The sequence below is a fragment of the Micromonospora sp. WMMC415 genome (assembly GCF_009707425.1).
Classification (GTDB): domain Bacteria; phylum Actinomycetota; class Actinomycetes; order Mycobacteriales; family Micromonosporaceae; genus Micromonospora.
Genome location: NZ_CP046104.1, coordinates 1,147,257 through 1,163,148, shown reverse-complemented (window position 1 = coordinate 1,163,148; position 15,892 = coordinate 1,147,257). Strand labels below are relative to the sequence as shown.

General features: G+C 65.4%; 13 protein-coding genes, 2 tRNA genes, 1 other RNA gene and 3 pseudogenes. 12 read left to right on the top strand and 7 right to left on the bottom strand.

The annotated features are described in order from the left end of the window. Window positions 1-53 precede the first annotated feature (53 nt). An RNA gene (ffs, locus tag GKC29_RS05755) (signal recognition particle sRNA small type) lies at window positions 54-144 on the bottom strand. 81 nt (window positions 145-225) lie between these two features. Here ffs and GKC29_RS05750 point away from each other — a divergent pair. The 3 genes and pseudogenes from GKC29_RS05750 to GKC29_RS30500 all read left to right on the top strand — a co-directional run bounded on the left by GKC29_RS05750 (window position 226) and on the right by GKC29_RS30500 (window position 1,614). Continuing rightward, window positions 226-310 (top strand) — tRNA-Ser (locus tag GKC29_RS05750). Window positions 311-471: 161 nt separating this feature from the next. Then, window positions 472-1,088, top strand: a pseudogene (locus GKC29_RS05745) (hypothetical protein). A 32-nt stretch (window positions 1,089-1,120) separates the two neighbouring features. Next, a pseudogene (locus tag GKC29_RS30500) lies at window positions 1,121-1,614 on the top strand (hypothetical protein). 183 nt (window positions 1,615-1,797) lie between these two features. Here the strand turns inward: GKC29_RS30500 and GKC29_RS05735 are convergent. Beyond that, window positions 1,798-2,472, bottom strand: a pseudogene (locus tag GKC29_RS05735) (DUF3152 domain-containing protein); the annotation flags it as partial. Window positions 2,473-2,615: 143 nt separating this feature from the next. Here GKC29_RS05735 and GKC29_RS05730 point away from each other — a divergent pair. The 3 genes from GKC29_RS05730 (at window position 2,616) to GKC29_RS05720 (ending at window position 4,502) form a co-directional block, all read left to right on the top strand. Then, a complete protein-coding gene (locus tag GKC29_RS05730; RefSeq protein WP_155329820.1) occupies window positions 2,616-3,116 on the top strand; it encodes a SigE family RNA polymerase sigma factor in 501 nt (166 codons plus the stop codon). Then, window positions 3,113-3,841, top strand: a complete 729-nt coding sequence (locus GKC29_RS05725; RefSeq protein ID WP_155329819.1) for a hypothetical protein — start codon at window positions 3,113-3,115, stop codon at window positions 3,839-3,841. The genes GKC29_RS05730 and GKC29_RS05725 overlap by 4 nt, the downstream gene beginning before the upstream one ends. 64 nt (window positions 3,842-3,905) lie before the next feature. After that, window positions 3,906-4,502, top strand: a complete 597-nt coding sequence (locus GKC29_RS05720) for a DUF6518 family protein (RefSeq protein WP_230688933.1) — start codon at window positions 3,906-3,908, stop codon at window positions 4,500-4,502. Window positions 4,503-4,579: 77 nt separating this feature from the next. Here the strand turns inward: GKC29_RS05720 and GKC29_RS05715 are convergent. Next, window positions 4,580-4,702, bottom strand: a tRNA-OTHER gene (locus tag GKC29_RS05715). Between the two features lie 257 nt (window positions 4,703-4,959). Continuing rightward, window positions 4,960-5,745, bottom strand: coding sequence for a hypothetical protein (locus GKC29_RS05710; RefSeq protein WP_155329817.1), 786 nt, complete (start codon window positions 5,743-5,745; stop codon window positions 4,960-4,962). Window positions 5,746-5,971: 226 nt separating this feature from the next. Here GKC29_RS05710 and GKC29_RS05705 point away from each other — a divergent pair, with 226 nt between their 5' ends. From GKC29_RS05705 to GKC29_RS30495, 3 genes are all read left to right on the top strand, one after another. Further along, window positions 5,972-6,505, top strand: a complete 534-nt coding sequence (locus GKC29_RS05705; protein WP_155329816.1) for a hypothetical protein — start codon at window positions 5,972-5,974, stop codon at window positions 6,503-6,505. Window positions 6,506-6,521: 16 nt separating this feature from the next. Then, entirely contained in the window at window positions 6,522-7,028 is a 507-nt protein-coding gene (locus GKC29_RS05700; RefSeq protein ID WP_155329815.1) for a hypothetical protein, read from the top strand. A gap of 118 nt (window positions 7,029-7,146) precedes the next feature. Further along, window positions 7,147-7,521: a hypothetical protein gene (locus GKC29_RS30495; protein ID WP_196255820.1), complete on the top strand. Its 375-nt coding sequence runs from the start codon at window positions 7,147-7,149 to the stop codon at window positions 7,519-7,521. 1,089 nt (window positions 7,522-8,610) lie between these two features. On the opposite strand, the gene GKC29_RS05690 is transcribed toward GKC29_RS30495, so the two are convergent. The 3 genes from GKC29_RS05690 to GKC29_RS05680 form a co-directional block, all read right to left on the bottom strand. Then, on the bottom strand, window positions 8,611-11,340 hold the full coding sequence (locus GKC29_RS05690) for an N-6 DNA methylase (protein ID WP_155329814.1): 2,730 nt from the start codon (window positions 11,338-11,340) through the stop codon (window positions 8,611-8,613). Between the two features lie 959 nt (window positions 11,341-12,299). Then, window positions 12,300-12,782: an NUDIX hydrolase gene (locus GKC29_RS05685; RefSeq protein ID WP_230688932.1), complete on the bottom strand. Its 483-nt coding sequence runs from the start codon at window positions 12,780-12,782 to the stop codon at window positions 12,300-12,302. 18 nt (window positions 12,783-12,800) lie between these two features. Next, a complete protein-coding gene (locus GKC29_RS05680; RefSeq protein WP_196255819.1) occupies window positions 12,801-14,024 on the bottom strand; it encodes a helix-turn-helix domain-containing protein in 1,224 nt (407 codons plus the stop codon). A 135-nt stretch (window positions 14,025-14,159) separates the two neighbouring features. On the opposite strand from GKC29_RS05680, the gene GKC29_RS05675 reads away from it, so the two are divergent. The 3 genes from GKC29_RS05675 (at window position 14,160) to GKC29_RS05665 (ending at window position 15,891) form a co-directional block, all read left to right on the top strand. Further along, window positions 14,160-14,480, top strand: a complete 321-nt coding sequence (locus tag GKC29_RS05675) for a hypothetical protein (RefSeq protein WP_155329813.1) — start codon at window positions 14,160-14,162, stop codon at window positions 14,478-14,480. 248 nt (window positions 14,481-14,728) lie between these two features. Continuing rightward, complete coding sequence (locus tag GKC29_RS05670; RefSeq protein ID WP_155329812.1) at window positions 14,729-14,956, top strand: hypothetical protein; 228 nt, start codon at window positions 14,729-14,731, stop codon at window positions 14,954-14,956. Continuing rightward, entirely contained in the window at window positions 14,953-15,891 is a 939-nt protein-coding gene (locus GKC29_RS05665) for a hypothetical protein (RefSeq protein ID WP_155329811.1), read from the top strand. Before GKC29_RS05670 ends, GKC29_RS05665 begins: the two co-directional genes overlap by 4 nt. The last annotated feature ends 1 nt before the right edge of the window (window position 15,892 follow it).

Genomic DNA, 15,892 nt, shown 5'->3' with positions numbered 1-15,892 from the left:
AGGCCGGGACACCCCGACGTGCCGCATGTCGAGTGGATCACGGCCTACCGACGAAAGGCCCCCCGTGCACCCGTCAGAGCCCGCTTATCCTTGCTGCCTTCCGGCCCTGGGGAGGTTCACGAGATGCACGCCGCACGGGGGGTACGCCAAGCGTACCCGACCCGTGGTCGATCCTCCGGGGGTGGTGGGGTGGGCGATCCCGACGGGCCCTGTATCCTGTTCCGCGGAGGATTCGCCTAGAGGCCTAGGGCGCACGCTTGGAAAGCGTGTTGGGTTAACACCCTCACGAGTTCGAATCTCGTATCCTCCGCTCGCCAGAGCAGAGCAGCACAACGGTAGGGCCGGCCCCTCGGGGACCGGCCCTTCGTCGTTGCCGTGGCCACACTCGCCTCGACTGTCCCGTTCCCCGGGGCGGGCGGCCCGCACCCGCCGGGTCAGCGGACCGGGCCACGCCCCGGTGATACTGGCCGGGTGGGATACCAGCTCAGCGCGGTCGTCGCGGACGTCGAGCTGCTCCGTGAGGAGACCCGCGAGCTGGAACACGCGGTCCTCGGCGGGGTTGCGCCAGGACTTCGCGCTGCTGCCGGTGACCCCGCAGCTGGTGGAGGAGCTGACCGGGGCACCGCCGGACTACACGGCCGGCGAGCCCGATCCGGAGCAGCCGTTCACGCTGGTGCTCTCCCCCGCGCTGACCGGGGTGCTGGCCCGCTGGTCCCGGCGGGGGCCGATCGCGTACGTCGAGGCGGTGTTCGCCGGCGGCCTCGGGCACCAGGCGGCGGTGGTGTGGCTCGGCGGCCCGCGATCCTGGGGGCCGCGCTTCGACGCGGTGTTCGACGGGGCCGCGCGGCGAGTGGCCGATCAACGCCGCCCTCGTCGAGCTGGGCGTGGAGCCCGGCACCTGGATCGACTCGTTCGCCGAGTTGGGGTTGCACGTCGAGCGGGACACGGCCGGCTGGCTGGCGCACGGGCGACGCGGGCTGACCGTCGACTACTGGGACGAGCTGGCCGAGGAGTGGGAAGAGCGGCAATCCGGCATCGGCCAGCAACCAGATGGGCCCCGTTCCGTTGGGGACTGGGGGATTCCATGAAATTGCGACAATTCGGCCTCATCGCCGCGCTGATGACCGCTGCCTCGATCGCGGGCAGCGGTCCTGCCATACCGGACCGGATCGCCGTGGGCGAGCCGGCCGGCGCGGTCACCGTGGTCGACCTCGACGGACTGGCCGATGTGGACTTCGGCGACACCGAGGACGAACTCACCCGGCGGGGCATACTCCGGACGGACGTCGACGCCTGCGGCCCGATGCTGGCCGGGCACGAGACGGTCAGCCCGATCTTCGTGGAGGACCGGCTGGTCCTGCTCTGGGTCGGCGACCCGGTACGCACGCCGAAGGGGTCGCCGCCGGCACGCCGCTCGCCGAGGTCCGGCAACGCTACCCGGAGGCGCGACACCTCGACGCTCCACAGGGGACGCACCGGTTCGACGGCCTGCTCGTCCGGGACGGCGACCGGGCGTACCTCTTCCTGCACGACGGGCAGGCGGTCCGCAAGGTCATCGCCGGGTACGCCGACTGGGCCCAGCGCGCCTTCGACGAGGGCCACGGCCCCTGCTAACCCGGCCGCGGACGAAGCGCCCGGGTCCCCCGGGCGCTCCGTCAACCGGCGGGCTGCTGGTTGGCTGGCGGGCCGGCCGCGCTCGGCGGGCGGAATGGGATCGTCGTACGCCCCCGGAGGACCGGTGTAGCGCTCACCGTCGAGGTACGGCATCGCGTTGGCCGTGCAGCCGTGCAGGCCGAGCGTCTGCTGCTGCATGACGGGTGCCGGGCGGCCCCGCCCGGGGCACAGCTCGTGACCGTGGCCGAGGCGGTGCCCCACCTCGTGGTTGATCATGTACCGGCGGTAGGTGGCAAGGCTGGCCCCGTAGCGCGGCACTCCCTTCACCCAGCGAGCCACGTTGAGCACCACACGGTGGCCGTTGCGGCACGAGGTGTAGCCGTCCGCCTGGTCCTGGCACAGCGCGTCACGGGTGCCGGGGGTGGCCAGGTAGACGGTGAAGTCGGCGGGTTGGTCCGCGCCGACCCGGCGCAGTCGCAGCGTCCCGCCGGCGCTCCAGCCCTGGGGGTCGTTCAAGGTTCTGGTCACCTCGGCCGCGAATTCGGCCACGGGAAGGCCCTGGATGTCGCGCGCGACCGCCACCCGGTAGCGCCACAACCGTCCGGTGCCCTGCGGCCGTGACGGCTCGGCGACGGCGATTCGCCACCGGTTGCCGCCGCTGGCGGGATAACTGACCGGGGTCGCCTTCCGGGCCGGCCTGGGCGCCGGCACCGACACCTCGGGTGCCGAGGTGGCGGCACCGGCGGCCGGGACCGCTGACCGACCAGCCGTCGGCGCCGAGCACCCCGTGACCAGTGCGACCAGCACCAGCCCCGACACCGCGCTGACGCGAATCAGTCTCGTATTCTTGCCTGCCATGTGGTTCTCCTCGCTGGTCAGCGCCCGTCGGCGCTGCGCAGCGGGAAGGACGGGTGGTTCGGTCGCAAAGTTGGTGTCGCAGGGGCTCAACCTTTCCGCCGTGCCGCTCGTCCTGTCCGGCGTGAGGTGTGGGAAGGGCCGGCATGGCTCGGGGTGACGCGGAGTTCGTCGAGTTCGCCCGGGCGGCGTCCGGGCGGCTGGTGCATGCCGCCTACCTGATGACCGGCAACCACCACCAGGCCGAGGACGCGGCGCAGACCGCCCTGGTCCGGACGTACGCGTCGTGGTCCCGGATCCAGGACGACGACGCGTACGGGTACGCCCGCTCGGTGCTGGTCAACCACCTCATCGACGGCTGGCGACGCCCGATCCGCGAGTACCCCACCGAGGAGCTCCCGGAGCAACGTCGGGACGACATCGCCGACGAGGTCGCCACCCGACGCTGGCTGCTCGCGATCCTCGGCTCGCTCAGCCCCCGCGAGCGCGCCATCGTCGTCCTGCGGTACTACTTCGACCTTCCGGAGGCCCAGGTGGCCCGCGAGCTGAACGTGTCGGTCGGCACGGTCAAGAGCACCAGTTCACGAGCCCTGCAGAAGCTGCGCACCACCGGCCGCGTACGCGATGCGCAGGAGGCGTGCCGATGAACGAGGTGGAGCAGCTCCGCCAGGCCATGCGGGCGACGGAACGCGCCCCCCGGGGCGCCCTCGACCTGGGCACCATCATGCGTGAGGGCCGCCGGATCCGTCGGCGGCGCCAGCTCGCCGGCGCCGGCAGGGCGGCGCTGTCGGTGGCGGTCGTCCTCGGCGTAGCGGTCGGCGTGCTGGGAGACCGCCCACCGCAGCCGGAGCCCCAGCCCGCTCCGGTCGCCACCGCACCCGCCCACCCGACGGCGGCCCCCGGCCCGACCGAAGGCACCCAGGAACCGCGACCGGTCGGCGACGTGGTGGACAGCGGGATCCGGTACGGCGGCGAGGAGCGGGTCTTCTACTTCGTCCGGGTCGACCTGCCCCGACAGCCTCGGGTGACGATCGGGTTGGTCGCCGGCCGCCGCACCGCCGACGGGACGCTGACCTCGGACTTCCTGGCCAACGACGTGGAGGGCAGTGACCGCCGGCCCGGATTCCACGCGATCGGCTACGACCAGGCCGGACCCGTACCGACGAAGCCGCAGGTGCCCACCTTCGGGTACTTCGTCGGACCCGCGCAGCGGATCGTCGGCACCGTCGACGGCCGGCAGATCACGGCCCGGCAGGCGCGGTGGAGTGAGGATCCGCAGGTGGTGATCTTCTGGTTCGAACCGCGCAAGCTGGCGCCGGGAACCCCACTGGACGGCATCGTCGCCCGCGACGTGCGCGGTCGGAAGCTCTGACCGACCGACCACCGGCGAAAGCATACTGAGTATGCTGCTCGCCGTGCGCCCCGACCATCGAACGTTGGCACTCACCGCCGTCGCGGGAGGCTTCCTGCTCGGCTTCCTCGACTTCTTGTGGATCAAGTTCGTGCCGTACCCCCTCGCCGAACTCGGCAACTCCACCGCCACGTGGGCAGTCGCCGCCTTCGCCTTCGGCTGCTGGGTCCGGTCGGGCTGGTTGCGCGCGGCCCTGGGCGCCGCCGTCCTGCTCGTCGTGGCGGTGCCCAGCTACTACCTGGCGGCAACGCTCGTCCAAGGAGACGAGTTGGCCGTGGTGTGGGCACCGTCGTCGCTGCTCTGGATGGTCTTCGGTGTCCTGGCCGGCGTGGTCTTCGGCATCGGCGGCACCTGGGCGCGTGGAACGGGCTGGCGACAGATCGTCGGGACGGCACTGCCGGCCGCCGTGTTCTTCGAGGAGGCGACCAGGTACGCCCGCAATGCGAACGATCCCAACTACCCTCCCGGCCTCCTGTGGAACGTCGTCATCGACGTCGCGCTCGGCCTTCTGGTCGTCGCGCTGATCGGGAGCGGAAGCCGGCAACGGATGCTCGCACTGGCCGTGGCCCTGCCCCTGGCCCTGCTCATCTTCATCGCGTTCGCGGTGGCCGGCGGCTGGTGACCGGGAGCCGGGACCGGAAGCGGAACGCCCGGCCGATCCTCGCGGACCTGCCGGGCGTTCTCGCTGTTCACGAGCGGTGGCGGCGGGATTTGAACCCGCGGAGGGCTTGCACCCTCACACGCTTTCGAGGTCTGCGATCATGCGTCCAGACCGGTCCGGCAGTGCACATGAGCAGCGATTCCGCTGTCCGATGGACTGCCGTGGACGACCGCGTACGGCAGCGAATGAGACCGCAGTTGAGACCAGCCGTCCGAACCGAGCGGAGCTTTACCTCCTCGTCCCGAACCGGGTACAGGACAGCGTTGTATGCCACCCGATGCAGTCGTACAGCGAGGAGCACCGCGGCTTTGCTGCCTCATGGCCTCTGTTGCCCAGCCCTGTCGGTCGTTGCGCTGCCTCGTTGCTGCCGCTTTCGCCCCGCGCGGCTGCTGTCCTCAGGATGAGGCTGTCGTTTTGATCAAAGGTTCCGCTGTCTAGGCGCCAACTCGCTGACGGGGGTCTGAGTTTCATCCGCCACATAGATGAGATGTTGAGCCTCCAACCTTGCTGCGGCCTCTCCTCGCTGGTAGCCGCAGACAAAGCAGACGCCGATCCCGACGCCGACCCCGTACGGGTCGATGCTTGATACGACTAACGTGTCGTTCTGGCAGACGTCGCACTCCTGGGGATTAAAGCCCGACGCCCGTTCCTTCAGGTGGGACGGCAGCGCTTCATCCAGGTCGGCGACACGACGAGCCACCTCTTCCTCGCTGAGCAGCGTCAGGTAGGTCTCCGCGAACGCTCTTGCGTCAGCGTCACGGGCTAGGTCCTGCGCTTCGTGGTCATCGGCCTCGTAGCTGCTGAGGACGGACAAGGCAGGATGGCGGTCCAGTTCCCGAAGCGCATGGACGGCGCTTGGGTGCACGAATGCCCAGCCTCCCCGACCATGCCTGACGGGCGCTAGATCCTTTACAGCCTTCCGAAGCACATCGACTTCGCCAGCAATGCGTTTGGCGGCACTGGAGATCTCGGCGTCCCCAGCGGCCTTGCTTCCGATCAAGTTCAGCAGGGCTGAGGCCGGGCGCATGTAACCGTTGGAATTGGGTGCGACCTCCTCGCCGGGCCACTCGTGCGCAACGATCGCGACCAGGCCGTTAGTTACGGCCGCATCAAACAAGGCCGGCGCGCCTGGGCGTTCTAACCCAAGACTCAACGCGAGGGTGTTCTGGGCGTACTCCTCGCGAACGCGCTGGAGACTTCTCACGGCGAGGAGCATAGGGGCACCAGCCAAAGCGTCCAAGGTAGGGGAGTCTGCCCCGCCAGCTGTAGCCCGAAGATCCGGTCCAGCTTCGCCCGCACCCCGCTTCGCCGGTTGTCCGACCTAGTGCGTTCGTAGGGTACCCATGGTCGGTTTCGTGCGGTACGCTCCTTCGACGCTCCCAGATGGACTACTGGTCGCGGAGACTAGTTCACGCAGAGACGGTGGATGAATGTTCCTGCTCTCGGACCTCCTCATCAAGCGGTACATCAAGCGTCGGGATCTAGGTATCACCCCTCTATTAGAGGAGAACCTGTCCCAGACATGCTATTACTTTCGACTAGGCCGGCATGCGGACATTCTCACAGATGATCAGGGCTCGATTGACATCAGGAGAAACGGGCTGGTCCTCAACCCCGGCGTGATGGCGCGAGTATCGAGCCTCGAAACCTTCGCCATGCCCATCAACGTTATGGCCCTGCTCGGCGGACAGACCGAGCTGCCAACCGAACGCCAGTTGCAATTGCTGCACGGACCCTCTATTGACCCCGGCTACGAGGGCTCCATCGAGTTTGTCGTGATCAATATTGGTCAGCAGCCCGTTGCTCTTCACTACGGTGACCGGATCGGCAAGGTCATGCTATTCGATGTGACGGAAACTAGCCTTGACGAAGTTCGCCTTCAAGAGCAGGTCCGCAAGCGAGCAGACCGTCTTCGTAAGTTCGGCACGGCCGACGAGAATCCGGACGCGGAATTTATGCAATAGCTGATTGGAAAGCCGCGTGGACTGGGAACAGCTCTTCATTACCTTCTTTGCCGCCGTGGCCGGAGGATTGGTTTCCGGCGGCGCCGTCCTCTATCAGACTCGCCGCCAAATCAACTTCGGACGGCAACAGCAAGGCCGAATCGAAGGGTTCCAAGAAGTTCAGCGGGTGGCCGAGATGGCTGTGGAGGCTGCAGGAATCGTGAGTGAGGCTCGGGCTGCATGTCGCGAATTACAGACCTCGCTGGAACGTCCTGGTTTCAACGTCAACGCAAGAAAACACTTCGATAGCGCTCGGCGTTCAGGCTCCGACCTTGAGCGTCTTGGACAACTCCTTCTTCGTAGCCGCTTGCTATCGACGGCCTTTGCCGTCAGCTCTGAGGGCCGACAGATGATCAACTTGGCCAATGGTCTTGTGAGTACACCGGACCTGGTCCCCAGGGGCAATCGGCCTTTACGCGCGCATATCGATAAACTGCTAGCAGATCTGGACTCAGTTGGACTGTCGCTGCGGAAAATCACGTAGGCGACACCCCGGCGCGGAGGAACCTGGCCTGCAGGTTGACGTCTCGGTTATTGCCGACCGCGAGGACCACTACGACGTCCGTCGCCGACTACATGCATGGCGCTGGGACAGAAGCGAGGTGGTGCTGACCAGTGGGTCTTTCGACCCGCTGCGCCCCCATCACATTGGCTATTTGCAGGAATGCAGATCCTTTGGCTGCCATTTGGTAGTCGGCGTTGATAGTGACAGTAAAGTCCGTCATCGTAAGGGTCCGGGGCGGCCGAGAACTATAGAGTCGCAGCGAGCCAATGCGGTAGCCGCTTTAGCTAGCGTCGATTTGGTTGTGATCAAGCCTGCGGTTTGGCCGCGCTGGCAACTAATACGGTGGCTGAAGCCCGATACACTCGTCGTCAGCATGGAACACTACACGTCAGCCGAACTCGATACCTTAAGGACGCTGTGCCGGCAGCTCATGGCTTGGGAGCCCCACCAAAGGATCATCCTTGAGTGGTGAACAGACGAGTGTTGCACCGATGCGCAACGGAAAACGCAGCCCGCGCGGCGACGCTGCTGAGCGACAACCGCTCCTCCGGTGACCCGGCTGACCCCCGCCGGGGGGATGCGGTCTCAAGCTGTCGCCTGCTGCCGGCTGGTCGTAACCCGCGTCAACGAGCAGGTGCCGGACATCGTCGGTTGATGTTCCGGACCGACCCGCCTCAAGGTTCGCGCTGCCTCCTTGCTGCTTCGCTGCCTGGGTTGCGGCGGGCACCCAGCGTCGCCGCATCGCCGGACACTGCCTTGCAAAGGCGGCTCGACGTAACCAGCTCTTGTCGACCCACACCGGTGTCTGACGTTGAGGTCAAGCAAGTTGGCGTCCAGTGCCAACGGTTGCCGACCGTTCTCGTCCGGCTTGCTGACTTCCTGCTGACTCCGTCTGGCCCCAGACGTCTCGCTTACAAACTCTGCTCATCCCGTCCGCAGACTTCTGGGAACTGCCGCATGATCGGACCTTCGTCCCTGCCAGGGGCTGGTCATCGTGCTGCCGTCCGGCGCGGTCGTTGTCAGCGTTGTTGTTGATCGCTAGTGGAAGGGAGCAGGCAGACGTAACCAGGGGTCGAACACCCGAAGGAACTCATTCAGTGCCGCCCCATCCCGTATGACGAACTCTAGGTTCCCGATGCCATGATGGCCCCGATGGGTCAAGTCCCGTACATTCTCCAAATGGTCGAACTGGTTTGGATCGAGTGGCAGCAGGATCGTAAGAGTGCCTACTCTCTTAATCACGCTAAGGAATACCTGCGACCGCTCCGCCACTGCGGATTCACCGCCGGCTGTCACTGCGGATTCACCGTCGGCTTCTCGCCGGTATCCCAAATAGGTGCCTCGGTCGACGTAATGAAGACCGGGGTTCCGCGTCCGCACTTCGTAGTCTAGTTTGAGCAATAGCTCCAAGACGGGGCCAGACCAGTGCCGGAAGTAGCGACTAACGTCCGGCTCACCCGATGCCCCTATGTGCAACACCTTGCGCAGAATGGCATCAGGCGTGGTGCCCCCGATGCGGGCAGCTTCCGCTAGGAAGACTTCCACGGTTGGATCCAAGTTGTCACCTCGGCGGCTTGAATGCGGAGATGATGGCTTGCGCATCGGCACTGTCGAGCAAGAGGTCGTCGACTGCCCTTCGGCGTGCACGGTCTCGCAACTGTCCCACCGACCGCTCGGCAGCATCGGCGGCACTTAACGCGTCTAGGATCTCTTGCTGTAGCGCTTCGGGAGGCACTGGCAACCTCAGCTGTCGGACGATCCCCCAGTTCACACGGGTCCTCCCAATGCCGGTGGCGAGGACTAAGAGGTCTGCTCGCGCCTCAGGGGATCGCAACAGTGTCCAAAGAACCCCAGCGGGGATGTCTGTAGTCGGCCGGCAGACGGTGTATTCGGTAGTCACCACGCAACCCTCCAGCTCGGCTGGGACGATCCCGATGGCCCCGTGGATAGCGTTGATGTGACTTATGACGATGTCGCCTTCACGAACGCGAGTCAGCCGCTGCCCCTTCAGGTCAGAGGTCCAAGCATCATCGCCTGGCTCACAGAAGCCGTCGTACCGAACCCTCAGGTAGGTGACCAGCTCGTCAACCGCCTCAGTGTCCAGCAACCGGTTGGCGTCAAGCGTTTCGTCAACTCCCTCTGTATCTGACGAAGAATCCGCCTCGGCTGCTTCGGCAAGACTTACTGGCATCATCAAGCTCTCGACCGGCACCACATCCAAGCCTAGGGCTTCCCACTCTGTGACCTTTCGGCCAGACGATGGCAAGCAAGCCTTGACATCCAAGCGGTCAGTAAGAGCCTCAGCCGGGACGGTCCAGCTAGCGGCCTCGGGAGCACCGCGCTGGAACGCTTCGTAGAGGCTGGTAACTCGATCGATCTCCTCGGTTGCCTTCTTGCGGTTCTCCTCGTCGATCGGCAAGACCCTCTGGCGTGGCGCGTCGTCGACGCCTACAGCTGTGCAGTAATACATAAATACGCTTGGCTGCCGCTCAGCCTCTGAGTCTCGCTTCTGAAGAACGATGACGGATGTCTTTACTCGGGCCTGAGATCTTTGGAACGCATCGCCCGGTAACGAGACGACTGCCTTGATAATCCATCGGCGGCGGATCCAGTCCCGCACACGCCTGTGACGGGAAGAGCCCAAGATGCTGTCGTCGACCACCGTGACTAGACGGCCCTTCGGACCAAGAATGTCGTGGTAGCGCTCTAGGAACATGACCATGGAGTTCAGGCTGCCGAGCGGGCGCTTTGAACCACCTTTGTCATCGTAAGCCAGTTCATAGTCTTCTAAGAACTGGCGCTCCCAGGCCTGGTTGCGGTTGTACTCCTTCGCGAATGGCGGATTGGTTAGAGCAACATCGGCCAATCCAGCCTTTCCCTTCGCCGCGATGCGGCTGCGAAGTTCCGCCTTTTCTCTACTCAACTCGGGACTGTCAGTGCCCGGAATTCGGAGCTTCTTATCCAACGCATCTAGTTGATAAATGCTGCTGCCGCCGTCGCCGTGCAGATACATGTTGATCCGAGCAATACGAGCCAGCGCCGGGTCGCGAGCGACGTCGACACCAATTAGACATTCAGTTGCTACCTTGCTGCGCAGCGTTTCGCGTTCGGTGTTAGACAGCGACTGGTTTGCATCTAGTTGAGCCCACATCTTCGCAAGCGCCTCGATAAGGAATCCCCCCGTTCCGCAGCAAGCGTCGATGACACGGTCGGTGTGTTCCGGCGATGCCTGCAATCTCGCGAGGCCCGTAGCCAGCTTCACGACGCTTCTCGGCGTGAAATACTGCCCAAGTGCCTTACCGCGGAGCGTCGAGTTAAGGAATGTCTCAAACATTCGGCCGTTGAGGTCAGCATCGATGCTGATAAGATCTACGGCTTCGAGACGGTCCGCGATAGATTTGAGCGTGTCCGGAGAAAGGTTCAATCGCTCGCCGGGCTCGAAGATGCGTTTCTTGTTCCCTCTGCTGATCTCCATCTCGAAATCGTCGAGCAGTCGGCGGAACAGGATGGCATCTAGCGGGTTTGGCGTGTCTTTCTCGTGCTTCTCGATCCAATGACGGGAGAAGCGCACTACGTCGACCGGCACAGTTGTTGTCCCGGCGACGGATTTGTCGGCTGAGGGGCTGCTGTGCACCTCTCGGTCCGACCACAGCTTAAGGAATACGACCTTCACGAACTCCATGAAGGCCGCCGTGTAACTTAGGTTCTCGCGCTTGTAGATAAGTCGATGCGCCCATGCAAAGTCCAGGTTTAGTTCAGATACGCCTCGACGCCGAAGAGTCAAGGTCGCCTCGTCCGCAGCTCTCTGTCGAGGGACGACAAATGCCTTGGGAGACAGAACCTGGCGGATCCTCGCATAGTTGATGTTTCCTGCAACAAAGTCACGGAACTCTGCTTCGATGATTGGCTCAGCACTGTCCCACCGATAGAGGCGGGTGGTGACACCATTCGTCAAGAGGAAGTACTCGACGGGATTGTCAGAATGAAGCTTGTTGAGCTCAAGGCAGTAGCTGGAGCACTGCCCGATCCAGTCGTCCAGGCTCTCGTCGACGCCCTTAGCTTCACAAATCCAGCGCACTCTGCCATTGATTTGAAGCGCGTAATCAGGGCGCCACTTCTTGCTCTTCCGTCCGCTGGAGATGCTCAGCTCGTCCAAGGTAGTCTTGGGTCGGATCTGTCGGTCCTCATATCCCAGGTCGCCGAGCAGTCGGCCAACAAAGAACTGCTCAACACTCGCCTCATTTCCTAGGTCGGCGAGCTTTCCGAACTTGTTGGCTACGTCGAGGCCCATGAGGACAGTACCTTCCGAGTTGGAAGGCGCGACGGTATCATCAAATGATCTTTGACGCAATGCGACATGCGCAAACTGCCAGTTCAGCCATCCCGTCTGCCATCGGCCCGCCCTCCTGGGGAGCGGGCCGCCGCCCGGCCCGCCACGTCAAGCGGACCTTGACGGATCGTATGGACGCTGGCGGGTCGGGCGGTGGTCTGCTCGGCTCGCCCGGGTCGATGACAGGCGGGATGGCCTACCGCAACCACCCACGGACCGCGACCCGCCGACGGAGCCCCGGCCATCCCGGAGCCGGAGCGCCCCCGCCGGAGGCGCAGTAACCGCAACCCCGCGACCACCGCCAGCTCGCCGACGCGGCCGGCGTGCGCTCCCCTACGCCGCGCGGGCTCGTGGCCGCGCGGCCCGGCCGGCTGCCGGCCCCGCCATCCCACCCCGTCAACGGCCTGTCGTTCTGGGGCGGCCCTCCGGGTCCTCCGCTGTCCGCGCCAGCCGCCGGGCATCAGGCGTGACGGCCGCAGAGCGACCAAGCGGCGCGGCCGGCGCGCGCCCAGGCGGCGGCGCGTGCGGCCCGTCAAGGGCCGCCTTGAAGACGTACAGAAAGTTTGAACAACATGCCGGCAGCCGGTCGGTCGAACGTGTGTTCGACTAGGGTTCTGCTGGTGGAAGTGCGTGGTCGCTGGTGGAACGGTTCGTGGGGCCGACTGGCCCGGCGCGACATCTGGCTAATTTCCGATGGTCCGCGCTGGCGGGTGCGTGGCCGTCTCGGCGGTGACGGAGGGCAAGAGGTTTCGTACGACTTCGCCGATGAAGCATCTGCCCGTTTGATGGTTGACCGGATGACGAAGACCTCGGCCGGTAGGTGGCGGGACCTCACGGAGGCTGTCCGGCGAGAGTCCGACCGGAGGCATGCCGGGTAGCGCCGGAGACGAGCTCGCGAACCGTGCGTAGCCAGGGGCGCGTCATGCGGAGGCGGGTAGGGCGCCCTCTTCTAGATAGGCGGAGTGCGACTGTCTGCGGGCCTGCATAGTGGCTCGGAGCCGACGGGCCAATCTGGGAATGGTCAGCTCGTCGAGCTGGCCATCCGCGACGAACGCCCACTCCGCGATCTCGCCGTCACGGAAGGAGACGGTCGAAAGCTGCTCGGGCGTAAGGATGCCGCCGTCGAAAATGAAGAGGACTTTGTCCCCCTCATCTGGTCTGGGAGCCCAGTCAACGGTCAGCAGGGGCCCGATTGCGACGTGGAGCCCAATCTCCTCGTAGACCTCTCTGACGCAGGCCGACAAGGGACTCTCGCCTTGCTCCACGTACCCGCCGGGGATGTCCCAGTGCGACTTGTACGTGGGCCTGACGAGCATCACCCGGTCCTGCTCGTCAACGAAGAGCGCGCCCGCCGCCACCTTCGGGGTGGCCTGCGGACGCGCGTTCTCGGCTTGACTGGTCACATCTCGGACTCTACGGATCTAGCTTGCTACGTGCACCCGCTGCGCCAGACTCGCGAGCTGGTAGCTGGGGCGGCCCCGGCCGCGGCGCATCCAGTTCTGCACGAGCTGCCTGCTGATCGCGTGATGGCGGATCTGCTCCGGCGCCTTCTGCTCGGCGGTGAGGACCACTGCCAAGGCTTCATCGGTGCGGTTCCAGGCGCTGAGAGCGCGGGCTGTCTCCAGGGCATGCCGGGCTTGCCGCTCGATGGGCAGGCCGGTCGTATCGATACGCGGGCCGAGGTCGATCGCCACCTGGACGTCGTCGAGGTCCATCGCGGTGGTCACGCGATGAATCGCGACATTCGTCGGGCCGAACGCCGTCCATAGGTGGTTCGCGTCGTGGCCGAGTCGGCGCGCAGTTTCGTCCGCCTCGTTGAGGAACGATCGAACGGCGGCGCGGTCTTCATCGCGGGCTGCGGCGACGGAACCCGCCAGGAACAACGTGCCGTAAACCGACAGATACTCCGGGGTGGCGTCTGCCAGCCCCGGCTGCATGTACGCGGCCGCGTCTGTGGTGAGTTCCTTTGCTTCCCGGTACCGACCTGTGGAGAGCAGAGTGTGAGTGACCGAGCGAAAGAGTGACCCGACGACGACTACATCCCCGCAGCGTTGGGCCGCTGCGAAACCCCGTTCGGCCGCAATCCACGCCAGATCTGCTTCGCCTAGCTTCGTAAGCAGCACGGCGGCGGCCTGGTACGTGAGCGCCAGCAACGCGAACGACTGCTCTTGATCCCTACCATCATGTGTTTGCGTTGCGGCCTGGCCGGCCGCGAGCACCTGTGGCAATCGGGCAACAACGTATCCGTACCGCGAAGCTTGGTATGCGTCCCACACGTGCGTCACGTCGCTGCGCAGCTGGGCTACCTCGGGGGCGTCGGCGCGGGGACCATGCAGGAACGGCGTCAGCTGTCGGTAGTTGAGAAGGGCCTCGCGCAAGGCGGCAACGGTTTTGGTGCCGCTCTCGGCGTTCCAGTCCAGGAGGGTTGGTTCTCCGACTAGGTCACCGATGCTGACGTCGAGCGCAGCGGCCAACGAGCGAATGACGGATAGCCGGTCGAGATCTATGCGATTGTTCTCAACCTTGCTCAGCCAGTCGACGGTACGTCCAACGATGCCCGCCAGCACTTCTTGGGACATACCCCTGCGCCGGCGATACCACGCGATTCGCTCGCCAACCGTTAGATCTTCACCGATGCCTCGCATGGACCAAGTGTCTCATGTCGACTGCGCATGGCCCCCGGAAAAGTATTCCGGGTTTGGCTCGCGACCTGGCCATACCTTGGATTCAGCACCGAGCAGTCGTCCACAGGGGACGCGCTCAAACACAGGAGGTCTGTTGTGAAGCTGTACGTGGACACCGCGAGCAAGCAGGTCCAGGTGACGAAGGACCCCGCGCCGAAGAACGACCCGAACGGCAACCAGAAGTCGGAGAAGAACACTGGCCGGCCCATGTGGTCCACCCAGGTCTTCGTTCTCGACGAGACCGGCGGCGAGATCATCACCATCACCACGGCGGGTGAGAAGCCGGACGTGACGGTGGGGCAGCTCGTCGCTGTCGAGCAGTTGGAGGCCATTCCGTGGGCGACCAACGGGCGCAACGGCGTCGCGTTCCGTGCCGTGTCGCTGAAGCCGAAGACGGGTACCTCGGCGGCCAAGTAGGTCCCTGGCTCACCTGTGCTGCGTGAGCTTCTGGTGTCACATGCGCTGAGGCGCGAAGCGGCCTGATGGTCTGCTGAAACACAAGAGGAACGGTCCGGGAGTGGTTCCGACTCCTACGCTCCCGGCCCGGCCACCACGCTCGGTGGTGGCACCCGCAAGAGCTGGCGCGGGGTCGGTCCGACTCCTACATCTGCCGACCCCGTGCCCTCCAACTCATCCACCCCAACTCGCGATTGGGAGGACTCGTCGTGTCCAAGCCTACCCGCCCGAGCGGCCTGCCGACAGGACTGCACTTCCTGCAAGCCCGCGCGGGCTACAAGTCCGAATACACCTGGGCCGACCACGAGAAGGCCGGTGTTCCGATGATCGTGGCCTGCACCGGCTGCGAGATGACCATGGCCGGTGCTCTCGCCCTCATCGACTCCAACGGCTACTGCTGGTGCACCGACTGCGGCAACCCGGGGAGGGCGTCATGAGCAAGCCCACCGCCCGCCGCCCGTTCGGCGGCAGAAGCAACCAGACGGTGACGGTGATCGAGGCACGCGTTCACCGGTCCTCGGCGCGGAACGCCCGGTTGGCGTTCATCCTGACGGCGGTCATCGTCGGCCTGCTCGCGGCCGTGGTGGCCGCTTCCTACATGCACCCGATCCTTGCCCTGTTCGTCGGCGTCCTCGTCGGCCTTCCGCTGGGCGGCATCGTCTGGGTGCTGGTCCGGATCTGGCCGGTGCTGCGGCTGCTGTGGTGGTGGACCCCGGAAATCAGCGCCGTCACCCTCGGCGGCTACTGCTGGACGCAGCTGGCCAACCACACCTCAACCGTGGTGATGCTGCTCGTCGTCGCCCTGGTCGTCGGTGTCCCCGCCGCCATCCCGGCCAGCCGCCGGCGAATCGTCGCCTGGACCTGGTGCCTGGTCGTGCGGCATCGGCTGCGCGTGTGCTTCGCGCAGTTCATCATCGCCAACCAGTCCGGCAGCCTCCCGCTGATCCTGTGGGCCCGTCCGACCCCGGTCGGTGAGCGGGTCTGGGTCTACCTGCGCCCCGGCCTGTCGGCCAAGGACCTCGAGAGCCGCCTGGACAAGATCGCCGTGGCCTGCCACGCCTCCACCGTGCTCATCGAGCGCGCCTCCGAGCGCACCGCCGCGTATCTGCGGTTCGACATCAAACGCCGCGAGGTGCTCACCGCCGACGTCGGCTCACCCCTGGTCGACGTCATCGACCCCAACACGCCCACGGTCAAGCAGGCACCCGTGACGGTGCCGACCGCCCTGGACCTGCCGGACGTCGACGCACCCGTCATCACCCTGCCGACGCAGGGCAAGCCCGCCGGCAAGAAGCCGGCCACCACCGCCAACGGCAGCAAGCCCGCGGCTTCGTCGTCCACCGCTGAGGACGACGTGTCGGACTGGATCTGAG